The 12,660-nt window shown below is 65.3% G+C and carries 10 protein-coding genes; 3 read left to right on the top strand and 7 right to left on the bottom strand.

All coding sequences use genetic code 11. The features are described 5' to 3' along the window. Positions 1-44: 44 nt before the first annotated feature. The 5 genes from lipA to G3N59_RS17870 form a co-directional block, all read right to left on the bottom strand. On the bottom strand, positions 45-1,037 hold the full coding sequence (lipA, locus tag G3N59_RS17890) for a lipoyl synthase (protein WP_205983966.1): 993 nt from the start codon (positions 1,035-1,037) through the stop codon (positions 45-47). A gap of 2 nt (positions 1,038-1,039) precedes the next feature. Further along, positions 1,040-2,161: an acetoin dehydrogenase dihydrolipoyllysine-residue acetyltransferase subunit gene (locus G3N59_RS17885; protein WP_205983965.1), complete on the bottom strand. Its 1,122-nt coding sequence runs from the start codon at positions 2,159-2,161 to the stop codon at positions 1,040-1,042. Positions 2,162-2,165: 4 nt separating this feature from the next. Then, a complete protein-coding gene (locus G3N59_RS17880) occupies positions 2,166-3,170 on the bottom strand; it encodes an alpha-ketoacid dehydrogenase subunit beta (protein WP_205983963.1) in 1,005 nt (334 codons plus the stop codon). A 46-nt stretch (positions 3,171-3,216) separates the two neighbouring features. After that, on the bottom strand, positions 3,217-4,194 hold the full coding sequence (locus G3N59_RS17875) for a thiamine pyrophosphate-dependent dehydrogenase E1 component subunit alpha (protein WP_205983961.1): 978 nt from the start codon (positions 4,192-4,194) through the stop codon (positions 3,217-3,219). Between the two features lie 127 nt (positions 4,195-4,321). Continuing rightward, entirely contained in the window at positions 4,322-5,383 is a 1,062-nt protein-coding gene (locus tag G3N59_RS17870; protein WP_205983960.1) for an NAD(+)/NADH kinase, read from the bottom strand. A gap of 488 nt (positions 5,384-5,871) precedes the next feature. Between G3N59_RS17870 and G3N59_RS17865 the strand changes: the two genes are divergently transcribed. The 3 genes from G3N59_RS17865 (at position 5,872) to G3N59_RS17855 (ending at position 9,276) form a co-directional block, all read left to right on the top strand. Next, entirely contained in the window at positions 5,872-7,884 is a 2,013-nt protein-coding gene (locus tag G3N59_RS17865; RefSeq protein ID WP_205983958.1) for a sigma-54-dependent Fis family transcriptional regulator, read from the top strand. 222 nt (positions 7,885-8,106) lie between these two features. Beyond that, positions 8,107-8,697: a helix-hairpin-helix domain-containing protein gene (locus G3N59_RS17860; RefSeq protein WP_205983957.1), complete on the top strand. Its 591-nt coding sequence runs from the start codon at positions 8,107-8,109 to the stop codon at positions 8,695-8,697. A 141-nt stretch (positions 8,698-8,838) separates the two neighbouring features. After that, on the top strand, positions 8,839-9,276 hold the full coding sequence (locus tag G3N59_RS17855) for a YidB family protein (protein ID WP_205983956.1): 438 nt from the start codon (positions 8,839-8,841) through the stop codon (positions 9,274-9,276). 94 nt (positions 9,277-9,370) lie between these two features. Here G3N59_RS17855 and clpB read toward each other — a convergent pair whose 3' ends face one another. After that, complete coding sequence (gene clpB, locus G3N59_RS17850; RefSeq protein WP_205983955.1) at positions 9,371-11,968, bottom strand: ATP-dependent chaperone ClpB; 2,598 nt, start codon at positions 11,966-11,968, stop codon at positions 9,371-9,373. A gap of 182 nt (positions 11,969-12,150) precedes the next feature. Beyond that, positions 12,151-12,657, bottom strand: coding sequence for an Rrf2 family transcriptional regulator (locus tag G3N59_RS17845; RefSeq protein WP_205983954.1), 507 nt, complete (start codon positions 12,655-12,657; stop codon positions 12,151-12,153). Positions 12,658-12,660: the final 3 nt, after the last annotated feature.

Raw genomic sequence — 12,660 nt, 5'->3', positions numbered from 1 at the left:
GTGTCATCGATTCATGCTGGCTTGGCTGTTAGTTGCGATATCGACTAGCCAGCGTTGCGCGCCGCCTCCACCGTCTGCGCCGCATGATACGAAGAGCGCACGAGCGGCCCGGCCACCACTTCGCGAAATCCCATTTGCAATCCCGCCTCGCGCAGCGCCGCGAACTCGCCCGGAGGCAGATAACGCCGCACCGGCAAGTGAAACCGCGACGGCGCGAGATACTGCCCGATCGTCAGCACCTCGACGTCGTGCGCGCGTAAATCACGCATCGTCGCCAATAATTGCGCGTCGGTTTCGCCCAGCCCGACCATCAGCCCGGATTTCGTCACGAGCGCCGCATTGGCCGCCTTCGCACGCGCAAGCAAGGCCAGCGAGCCAAGATAATCCGCGCCCGGCCGCGCCGCGCGATACAGCGACGGCACGGTCTCGACGTTGTGGTTGAACACATCGGGCCAGGCCACGGACAGCGCATCCAGCGCGCGATCGATACGCCCGCGAAAATCCGGCGTCAAAATCTCCACGCCGATCCCCGGCACGCGTGCCCGCACCTGTGCGACGCACTGCGCGAAATGCCCCGCGCCGCCGTCGCGCAGATTGTCGCGATCCACCGACGTAATCACGACATGGCGCAAACCCAGCGCCGCCACCGCCGACGCCAGATGCGCGGGTTCATCGGCATCGAGCGGCGCGGGCCGCCCGTGCGCGACGTCGCAGAACGGACAGCGCCGCGTGCACAGCCCGCCCATGATCATGAACGTGGCCGTGCGCTGCGCAAAACATTCGCCGATGTTCGGGCACATCGCCTCTTCGCAGACCGAATGCAGCCGATGCTCGCGCAGCACGGCGGCCACCGCCGCGACGGTCGTGCTCATGAGCGGCCGAGCCCGCAGCCAGGACGGCTTGGGCAGCGTCTCGCCCGCCGATGCCGGCACGATCTTGACCGGAATGCGCGCAAGCTTGTCGCGGCTGCGCAGACCATGCTGACCGAGCGCGGTGTCGCCCGGCAGCGCGGCTTCCTGAGACACGACCTCGCCCATGATCAGCCTCCTGCCGCGAAAAAGGCCTTCAGCAGTCGATTGACCTCGGCGGCGGCTTCCATCTGCACCATATGCCCCTTGCCCGCGATCACCTCGACGCGCACGACTGGCGCGAGGCCCTGCGCATGCCGCGCCGGAATGATCTGATCGGTCTCGCCCCAGACCACCAGCACCTTCGGCGCGAGCGTCGACAGCCGGTCGCGGAACACCCGCCGCTGCGCGCCGCCCTCGAACGCCTGCGCCGCAATCTTGCCGAGCGCTTCCTGCACGCCTTCGAGCCGCTTGTACTTCACGAGGTCTTCCACAAGCTGACGCGTCACCAGCGCGGGATCGGCGAACAGCTTCGTCACGTGCGGCTTCAACGCATTGCGATTCGCCGCCGCAACAAAGCCCTCGATATACGCGCCGTTGATGTCGTCGCCCAGCCCCGCGCTCGCGATCAAAGCCAGCGATGCCACGCGCGCAGGCGCCTTGTCCGCGACCGCCATCGCCACCGCGCCGCCCAGCGAATGGCCCACCAGATTGGCGCGCTCGATTTGCTGCGCGTCGAGAAAAGCGATCACACTCTGCGCGAGTTCGTCGAGGGCACCGCTTTCCACCGCCTTGCCCGACTCGCCGTGTCCCGGCAGATCGAGCGCCCAGACAGTGCGGTCCGCGGCAAGATCGGCGTGATTGAACAGCCAGTTGTTGAGGTCACCGCCAAAGCCATGAATCAGCACCACGGGCGTGCCGCCGCCTTCACCGAGCTTCAACCAGCGCACCGTGCGCCCGCCAATCTGCGTCTTTTCGGGCTGCGGGCCTGAGTCCGCCTCGCCGGCTTTCGCGGGCACGAAATCACGCTGGAATTCGCTCACGGCCGAATCTATTTCGGCATCCGAAGTTTCACTATCGGCAACGACACCGAGCAGCGCGCCCACCGGCAGCGTGTCGCCTTCCTGCGCGATCTGCCGCCGCAAAATGCCTTCGAACGCGCATTCGACGCCCGACGCGATCTTGTCCGACTCGACGTCCAGCAATTCGTCGCCCTTCGTGACCGTATCGCCCGGCGACTTGAGCCAGCCGTTCACCTGGCCCTGCTCCATCGACAAGCCCCATTTGGGCATCGTGATCATGTGAATCGGCATAACGTCAACTCCTTGCGGCGCGCGCGGCTTCGGCGATCTGATCGGCCGAGGGGATATAGAGATCTTCGAGCGAGGCCGCGAACGGCACCGGCGTATGCGGCGCGGTGACCATGCGCACGGGCGCCTTGAGATCGCCAAACGCCTTGCTCGCCACCAGCGCGGCGATATCGGTGGCCATCGAGCAGCGCGGGTTCGCCTCGTCCACGACCACGATGCGGCCGGTGCGGCCGACGCTCTCCAGAATCGTGTCCTCGTCGAGCGGCGACGTCGTGCGCAGATCGATCACATCGGCTTCGATGCCGTCTTTCGCGAGCTTCTGCGCGGCGTCGAGCGCGTAATGCACCATGCGCCCGTAGGTGACGATCGTGACGTCGTCGCCATCGCGCAAGATATTGGCCTCGCCGAAAGGAATCGAATACGACTCTTCGGGCACATCGCCTTCCATCGTGTAGAGCAGTTTGTGCTCGCAGAAGATCACCGGATCGTTGTCGCGGATCGCCGCGATCATCAGCCCTTTCGCGTCATAAGGCGTAGCCGGGCACACGACCTTGAGCCCCGGAATATGCGTGAAAAGCGAAGTCAGCATCTGCGAGTGCTGGGCCGCCGCGCGCAAACCCGCACCGTACATCGTGCGGATCACCACCGGTGTCACCGCCTTGCCGCCGAACATATAGCGAAACTTCGCGGCCTGATTGAAGATCTGATCGAAGCACACGCCCATGAAGTCGATGAACATCAGCTCCGCCACCGGGCGCATGCCGCACGCCGCCGCGCCCACCGCCGCGCCGATAAAACCGCCTTCCGAAAGCGGCGTATCGAGCACTCGGCCCGGGAATTTGCCGTAAAGCCCTTTGGTCACGCCCAGCACGCCGCCCCACGCATCCTGCTCGCCGGGCGCGCCCGCGCCGCCCGCGTTGTCTTCGCCCATCACGATCACGCTGTCGTCGCGCGACATTTCTTGTGCAAGCGCCTCGTTGATCGCTTGCGAATAGGTGATTTTCCGTGCCATTTTCGTCTCCTTGATCGGGAATCCTGATGATTGACCTGCAATGCGTTCAGGGATACGACACGTACACGTCCGTGAGCAACGCTTCGGGCGCGGGCAACGGCGCGGCCTTCGCTTTGGCCACGGCGTCGTCGATCAGCGCCTTGACTTCGGCGTCCACCTTGCGCAGATCGTCGGTATTGGCCAGCTCTGCGCGCACCACGCGCTCTTCGAAGCGCTTCAGGCAATCCTTTTCTTCGCGCAGCTTCTGCACTTCGCCAGGCGCGCGATAGGTCTGCGCATCGCCTTCGAAATGGCCGAAATAGCGCGACAGTTTCATCTCCACCAGCGTCGGGCCGCCGCCGTTACGCGCCCGGGCAATCGCTTCGCCCAGCGCTTCGTGCACGGCGAAAAAATCGAAACCGTCGACGATCACGCCCGGCATGCCGAAGCCGTTGGCGCGATCGGCGATGTTATCGGCGGCGACCGACCACGTGGATGACGTCGCTTCCGCGTAGCCGTTGTTTTCGGCCACGAAAATCACCGGCAGACGCCAGACCGAAGCCAGATTCATCGATTCGAAAATCACGCCTTGATTCGAGGCGCCATCGCCGAAAAAGCACACGCCCACGCCGCCGGTTTTCTGCTGCTTCGCCGCGAGCGCCGCACCGCAGGTGAGCGGGCCGCCCGCGCCCACGATGCCGTTCGCGCCCAGCATGCCCTTGGCCAGATCGGCGATGTGCATCGAGCCACCTTTACCGCGGCACGAACCGGTCGCGCGGCCGTAAATCTCGGCCATCATCTCGCGCACATCCACCCCCTTGGCGATGCAATGGCCGTGGCCGCGGTGCGTGGTGGCCACGTAATCTCGATCGTTCAAATGGCTCATGACGCCGACCGCCGACGCCTCCTCGCCCGCATAGAGGTGCACGAAGCCGGGAATCTCGCCGGTCGCGAACTCGACGTGCAAACGCTCCTCGAATTCGCGGATCGTGCGCATCGAGCGATAGGCGTTCAGCAACTGCTCCTTGTTCAACTGGCCTGACATGGTTGTCTCCTGTCGATAAGACACGGTGTTTGCCTGCAGCACTGCAACCGGCGGCGCGCGCCTGGGAAAGCGAAGCCGCCGGAATCGCTGTTGCCTCCTTTTTCGTTGAGGTTTGGTTTCGAATGAATCAGTCGCGCCCGATGACCTCGCGCATCAACTGGTGTGAGGCCGCGTAGCGCAGCGTGCGGGCGACATCGACGGTCAACGGGCCTTGCCAGTCGAGCGAAACTTCGTAGCGATCGCCGCGCGACGGTTCGATCTCGCGCTCGCCATCGAAGGCCAGCGTGCCGTGGCCCGCGTCGAGCGGCAGCGCCATGCCGACTTCAAGGCGCTGACAGGTACGCAGCGTCACGCGCTCGATGCGGCCCGGCGCGATGGGCGCGATCAGCGGCAAGCCTGCTTCGTTGTGTTCCCGCGGATGAACGAAGGTCATGTGCAAGCCATGCGCGGCGTCGCGCGCGACGGGCGCCCACGCGCCGCCAATCGACGCCAGCCCGATACCGTCCGGCGGCGCGAAAGCCAGAAATAACGATTCGATATCCGAACTATCCGAGATGGCACGCGCCCCGATAAACGGCTGGCGCGATACGCAGATATCGACCAGCGCGATTTCCTCGTGGCCGCGACTGGGCCCTTCCACGCAGCGCGCCACGAGCCGCTTGTTGCGCACCAGCGCGGCTTCGGCAGGCACGGCGCCCGTGGCCACCAGCGCGCCCGCCATGCCGGCGACGGTGGCTTCGCGCAGTTCGGGAAACACGTTGTTGGTGCCGGTGGACAGCGCGATGAGCGACGTCGTGCCGCAATGCGCCGCGACCGCGCGATGGGTGCCATCGCCGCCCAATACGGCGATCAGCGCGACCTGCTCGCGAACCATATGCGCGACGCCCGCGTGTGTATCGGCGACGCTATCGCTCGTCGGCAGATCGATGAACTCGACGGCAGGCCAGCGCTCGTGCGCGGCCACGGCCGCATGGGTTTCGATCGCGCGCAGCACCAGCGCCGCCACGCCGGTGCGGTCGCGCAGCGTCAGCACACGATCGACGCCCAGTGCGCCGAGGCCGGCCAGCAGGCGCACGACCATATTGGCTTTTTCCGCCGTCGGGAATACGGAAGCATGCGTGGTGAGGCGGCGGATATCGCGACCCGATGCCGGGTTCGCGATCACGCCTACGGTCACGGGCGTTGTCACGGGCGTTGTCTCCTGCCCACGCATCGCGAGGCGTGCGTGGACGTGTTGTGATGGCTACGCTCGACGCTAATAGCGGCGTGAGCGCGCCTTTGATGGCAACACTCTCTGCAAGCGTTATGCCAATCGCGCTAAAAACGATGGCGATGGCGCTCGAACGCTTGAGTCGCGGGCGTTTGCGGCAGCCGCAGCGGTGCCGCGACAACGGTCCGAAAAGTCACGCGAACGTCTCAAACGACGCACCGACGACGGTCGCTTCCCGCCGCCCTCGCCTCGCCATCAAACGCCATCCGTGCCAAAGCCTTGCCACAAGGGCGTCACACGCTTTGACGCGGCGTCTCAACATCGTCTCGATGCCCGTTGAGACGATCGTCTCAGGCGTCTCGCTTGCTGCGCTGCGGTGTGATCGCGCGCGTCGAATGTGCTACAAAAGGTCGCGCCGCCCGCTCGCAGCGCTCCTCTGGATCGGCTGAAATCGACTGGAATCGCCCATGCCCTACGCTCTAGCGCCCACCCGGCACGCCGAACGCGTGCGCGGCGCCGTCGAAGGCCGGCTGCCTGCGCCGTCCGACTCGCCGCGCCTCGTGTCGTCGTGGCAGCGCTCGTTCGAGCGCTATCAGCTCGATCCCGGCTCGGTGATCGGCCCGCGCGTGCTGAGCACCGCCGAGTTGCGCGAAATCCGCGATCGCGAGGAAGCGTTTCTGCGCGCCTCGGGCCAATGCCTCACGCGCTTGCACGAAACCGTGCGCGACGCCGATTACTGCGTGATGCTGACCGACGCGCACGGCGTCACCATCGATTCGCGCATCGACCGCGAGCGGCGCAACGATTTCAAGCACGCGGGCCTTTACGTCGGCTCGTGCTGGTCGGAAAGCGAGGAAGGCACCTGCGGCATCGCCAGCGTGCTCACCGATCTCGCACCGATCACGGTGCACAAGACCGATCACTTTCGCGCCGCGTTCACGACGCTCACCTGCAGCGCCGCGCCGATCTTCGCGCCGGGCGGCGAGCTGATCGGCGTGCTCGATGCGTCCGCCGTGCAGTCGCCCGACAACCGCGACAGCCAGCGCATCGTCAATCAATTGGTGCGCCAGAGCGCCACGCTGATCGAAGACGGCTACTTCCTGCATCGCACCTCGGCGTGCTGGATTCTGTTCGGGCATCAGAACCGCAATTACGTCGAGGCGCAGCCCGAACTGCTGATCGCCTTCGACGAAAACGGCAACGTGGTGGCGGCGAACCGGCGCGCACGCGAAAGCATCGCTGGGCTCGATGCGCCGCGCCATATCGACGAGATTTTCGATTCCTCGCATGTGCAGTTGCGCGATATCGGCCGGATCGAAGCGATTGCGGCGCTGCGCCTGCGCGCGAGCGGCGCGATGCTTTACGCGCGCATTCGCGCGCCGCTTGCGCGTACCGGACGCAGCGCCGCGCCGGATCTGCATGGCGCGACGCCGCTGCGCGATGCGCGCGCCACGCCCGGCGACGAGGCGCACGAACGTAGCGCGCTCGGCCCGTTTCTGCGTAGCGCCGATGCGCGTGTCGCGGAAAACGCCCGTATCGCCCAGCGCGTGGCGGGCAAGCGCCTGCCGGTGCTGCTGCTCGGCGAAACGGGCGCGGGCAAGGAAGTGTTTGCGCGCGCGATCCACGACTCGGGGCCGCGCCGCAACCGGCCGTTCGTGGCGGTGAATTGCGGCGCGCTGCCTGAAGCGCTGATCGAGAGCGAACTGTTCGGCTATGCGCCGGGCGCGTTCACGGGCGCGCGACGCCACGGCGCACGCGGCAAGATCGCGATGGCCGATGGCGGCACGCTGTTTCTCGACGAAATCGGCGATATGCCGCTCGTGTTGCAGACGCGGCTGCTGCGCGTGCTCGCGGAAGGCGAAGTGCTGCCGCTGGGCGGCGAAGCGCCCACGCGCGTCGAACTCGATGTGATCTGCGCGACGCACCGCGATCTCGCGCAGATGGCGGCCGCCGGCAGCTTCCGCGACGATCTCTACTACCGCCTGTGCGGCGCGGTTCTCACGCTGCCGCCGCTGCGCGAGCGGCGCGATATCGACACCTTGATCGACACGGTGTTTGCCGAGGAAGCGCAGGCGGCCGGACGCCCGCTCGCGCTCGACACGACGCTAGCCGCGCGTCTTGCGGCCTACGCGTGGCCCGGCAATCTGCGCCAGTTGCGCAATGCAATGCGCTACGCATGCGCGGTGTGCGACACGGTGCGCGTGGAAGCGCGTCACTTGAGCGCCGATCTCGCGGCGCAATTGCCGCCGGGCAGCGCGGCCAGCACAACGGGAACGCGTCAAAACGCCTCGGACGCCTCGAACGCTTTGCGCGATGCGAACGCCAGCGAAACCGAAGCCGATGAACGCGCACGCATCCTCGCCACGCTCACCGCGCATCGCTGGCGCCCGAACGCGGCGGCAGCGGCGCTCGGCATCTCGCGTGCAACGCTTTATCGGCGGATTGCGAAGCTTGGGATCGTCGGGCCGCATCGGGCCTGAGAATACGCACCATGCTGGCGCGCGCCGCCTCGATCGCGCCGCCAGATTGCACAGAAGTATTAAATATTGTGCGGTGCGATTGTCTTGCCACGAAAGCGTGGGTATAAATCGACCGCTTCCCGTCCACGGATACGTCAACTGTCCTATTCTTGTAGCGCAGCACCAGACTGGATGCGTCGTCCGTTCCCGGCTAACTGAAATGCCCTCAATGGAGTGATTGCCATGCTCAAGAAGTTGCTGATGCTGTTTCTCGCCATCGGATTTTCGCTGTCCGCCGCGCTTGCCGCTGCCGTCGAAGTCAATAGCGCCGACCAGACCGCGCTCGAATCGGTCAAGGGCATCGGCCCGGCGCACGCCAAGGCGATCCTCGACGAACGCAGCAAGAACGGGCCGTTCAAGGACGCCGACGATCTCGTGAACCGCGTCAAGGGCATCGGTCCCAAGTCGGTGCAGAACCTCGAAGCGGCCGGTCTGACGATCAATGGTTCGTCGGCGCCGCCGGCGGGCAAACCGGCTGCATCGGCCAAGAGCAGCAAGGGCACGGCAGCAGCGACGACAGGCACCGCGCCGAACCCGGCGACCACCGCGGCTCAAGGCACGCCGGCACCCGCTGCCACGACCGCACCGCAAGCCGCTTCGGACGCCAAGGCCAGCAAGTCCAAGCGCAAGAGCAAGAAGGACGCCGCCGCAAGCGCCGCCGATGCAGGCACCGCCGCCTCCGCGCCGGGCGCGGCTTCGGACACGACGGCGAAGAAAGGCAAGAAGGCCAAGAAGAGCAAGGCGGCGTCGGCTGCCGCCGCCTCAGGTGCGTAAGACAAGCCAATGAAGCGCGCTTGAAACTCGCGCGCCAATCCGGCGTCTACGTTTCCAGCTTTAATTTCCGGCGCGCCCGTTGCGCGCCGCCCCACTCAACGGCCGCGGCCCCCGCCACGGCCATTATTCAGAGAGATCGTCATGAGCCTGCTTGATACCCTCGGTTCCCTGCTTGGTTCGTCGCAACAGCAACAAGGCGGCGGCCAGGCCCAACTCCTCGCGCTTGCGATGGAATTCGTCAACAACCAGCCGGGCGGCCTGAACGGCCTGATCCAGAAGTTCCAGCAAGGCGGCCTCGGCGACGTCGTGCAATCGTGGGTCGGCAACGGCGAGAACCAGCAGGTTTCCGGCGATCAACTGCACAACGTACTGGGCTCGGATGTGGTTTCGGGTCTCGCGCAGAAGGTTGGCATGGAGCCGAGCCAGGTGAGCGGCCTGCTCGCCCAGGTGCTGCCGCACATCGTCAATGCCGGCACGCCCAATGGCGAAGTCCCGCAAGGCGGTCTGATCAATTCGGAAAGCGTGCTGGGCACGCTCGGCGGTCTGGCCTCGCTGTTTGGCGGTAACAAGCAAGCCTAAACAACTGCCGCGACCATGAAAAAGGGCTCCCCGATTGGGGAGCCCTTTGCGTTTGCAGCGGCGCGAGCCTCCCGGCCCGCACCATCGCGGCGTGTTAGTGCACGACGCGCTCGAACACCAGCTTGCCGTCCTGCACATCGACGGGAATCACGTCCTTCGGCCCGAACTTGCCCGCGAGGATCAGCTTGGCGACCGGATTCTCGATCTCCTGCTGGATCGCGCGCTTGAGCGGCCGCGCGCCGAACAGCGGGTCGTAGCCGACATCGGCGATCTTGCCGAGCGCTTCGTCCGACACCACCAGCTCCATGTCGAGCTTCTCCAGACGCTCGCGCAGACGCTGCAACTGGATCTTCGCGATCGACTCGATGTTCGCCTTGCCGAGCGCATGGAACACGACGACTTCGTCGATCCGGTTGAGGAATTCAGGGCGGAACTGCAGCTTCACTTCGTTCCACACCGCTTCCTTGACGGCTTCCTGCGGCTCGCCCGCCATCGACTGGATCAGATGCGAACCGAGGTTCGAGGTCATCACGATCACCGTGTTCTTGAAGTCGACGGTGCGGCCCTGGCCATCGGTCATACGGCCGTCGTCGAGCACCTGCAGCAGCACGTTGAAGACGTCCGGGTGGGCCTTTTCGACTTCGTCGAGCAGGATCACGCTATACGGCTTGCGGCGCACCGCTTCGGTCAGATAACCGCCTTCCTCGTAACCGACATAGCCCGGCGGCGCGCCGATCAGACGCGCGACGCTGTGCTTCTCCATGAACTCGCTCATGTCGATGCGGATGAGATGATCCTCCGAATCGAACAGGAAACCCGCGAGCGCCTTGCACAGCTCGGTCTTGCCCACGCCCGTCGGCCCGAGGAACAGGAACGAGCCATACGGCCTGTTCGGGTCCGCGAGACCGGCGCGCGAGCGGCGGATCGCATCGGCCACGGCGGTGATCGCCTCGTCCTGGCCGACCACGCGCTCGTGCAGCTTGTCTTCGATCAGCAGCAGCTTTTCGCGCTCGCCCTGCATCATGCGCGAGACCGGAATGCCGGTCGAACGCGACACGACTTCGGCGATTTCCTCGGCGCCCACCTGCGTGCGCAGCAGACGATGACGCGTCGGATTGCTCTGCTCGCTGGCCTCGGCCTGCGCGACCTGCCTGAGTTGCGCTTCGAGTTGCGGCAGCTTGCCGTACTGCAGTTCCGCGACCTTTTCGAGCTTGCCGTCACGCTGGAATTTCGTGATCTCGGCGCGCACGCGGTCGATGTCTTCCTTGATCTGCGCGCTGCCCTGCACGGCCGCTTTTTCCGCGGTCCAGATCTCTTCGAGATCCTTATATTCGAGGCTCAGGCGATCGATTTCTTCCTCGATCAGTTGCAGACGCTTCTGCGACGCTTCGTCCTTTTCCTTCTTGACGGCTTCGCGCTCGATCTTCAACTGGATGAGACGACGGTCGAGCTTGTCCATCTCTTCAGGCTTCGAATCGATTTCCATCTTGATCTTCGAAGCGGCTTCGTCAATCAGGTCGATGGCCTTGTCCGGCAGAAAACGGTCCGTGATATAGCGATGCGACAGTTCCGCCGCCGCGACGATCGCCGGATCGGTAATTTCGACGCCGTGGTGCAGTTCGTACTTCTCCTGCAGACCGCGCAGGATCGCGATGGTCGCCTCCACCGACGGTTCATCGACGAGCACCTTCTGGAAGCGGCGCTCCAGCGCGGCATCCTTTTCGATGTACTTGCGATATTCGTCGAGCGTGGTCGCGCCGATGCAGTGCAGCTCGCCGCGCGACAGCGCCGGCTTGAGCATGTTGCCCGCATCCATCGCGCCTTCGGCCTTGCCCGCGCCCACCATCGTGTGGATTTCGTCGATAAAGACGATGGTCTGGCCTTCGTCCTTGGCAATATCGCTGAGCACCGACTTCAGACGCTCTTCGAATTCGCCGCGATACTTCGCGCCCGCGAGCAGCGCCGCCATGTCGAGCGACAGCACGCGCTTGCCCTTGAGCGTTTCCGGCACTTCGCCGTTGACGATGCGCTGCGCGAGACCTTCGACGATGGCCGTCTTGCCCACGCCCGGCTCGCCGATCAGCACCGGGTTGTTCTTGGTGCGGCGCTGGAGGATCTGGATCGAGCGGCGGATTTCGTCGTCGCGGCCGATCACGGGATCGAGCTTGCCGGCGCGCGCGCGCTCGGTCAGATCGACGGTGTACTTCTTGAGCGCTTCGCGCTGGCTTTCGGCGTCCTGGCTGTGCACCTGCGCACCGCCGCGCACGGCCACAATCGCCGATTCGAGCGCCTTGCGCGTCAAGCCGTTCTTGCGCGCGATCTGGCCGGCATCGCCTTTATCGTCGGCGACCGCCAGCAGGAACATCTCGCTGGCGATGTAGGTGTCGTTGAGCTTCTGCGCTTCCTTGTCGGCCTGATTGAGCAGGCCCGTGAGTTCGCGCCCGACCTGCACGTTGCCGTCGGTGCCCTGCACCTGCGGCAGACGGTTGATGGCGTCGTTCAGCGCGTTCTGCAGCGCCTGAACCTGCACGCCGGCGCGCGACATCAGCGAGCGCGCGGAACCGTCCTGTTGCGCGACGAGCGCCGCCAGCAGGTGAACCGGTTCGATGTATTGATTATCGTGGCCGACGGCGAGACTTTGGGCGTCGGCGAGTGCTTCCTGAAACTTGGTGGTGAGTTTGTCGATTCTCATTTAAAGCGAGACCTCCAGTATTCTTGACTGTCACCAAATCTAAGGGGTCCTGCGCCATTTTCAAGCGCCGATCACGTCATTTTTTCCGATTTTTACGACAAGCGTCGGTCGGCCGCCAGCCGTGGCGGCGTTGCCCGGCAAAGCTGGAGCAAGTCTGGCGGAAAAAACGGGATGTGGGTGCGTCAATGCTCGCGCGTGGGCGCGCCGCGCGCAACGCCTGTGGCGGCATTCGGCACGAATTCGATGGGCGCGAGCCCGAGCAGGCCGGTCAGTTCATTGGCCGGCTGCGCAAGTTCGCCGATGGTGTGCCGGTCGAGTTCGGCGAGGAAGGCGTCACGCGCGGCCGCCAGCGCATGCTTGAGGCGGCATTGCGGCTCTATGACGCACTGCCGGCGATCGCCGCGCTCGTCGGGAAAGCAGCCGACCAGCGCGAAGTCGTTTTCGGTCTTGCGCACCACCGCGCCGATGCTCAGCGCGCGCGAGTCCGGCGCGAGCCGCAAGCCGCCGTTGCGGCCGCGCACGGTATCGACCCAGCCCAGCTCGCCCAGCCGCTGCACCACCTTCATCAGATGGTTCTTGGAGATGCCGTAGGCGTCCGAGATTTCCTGAATCGTCGCCAGGCCGTCGCGGCGCAGCGCGAGGTACAGCATCACGCGCAGCGAGTAATCGGTGTAATCGGTCAGTCTCATGGC

This window comes from Paraburkholderia sp. Ac-20340, from assembly GCF_017104965.1.
GTDB lineage: Bacteria > Pseudomonadota > Gammaproteobacteria > Burkholderiales > Burkholderiaceae > Paraburkholderia.
This window is presented reverse-complemented; position numbering and strand designations above follow the sequence as displayed.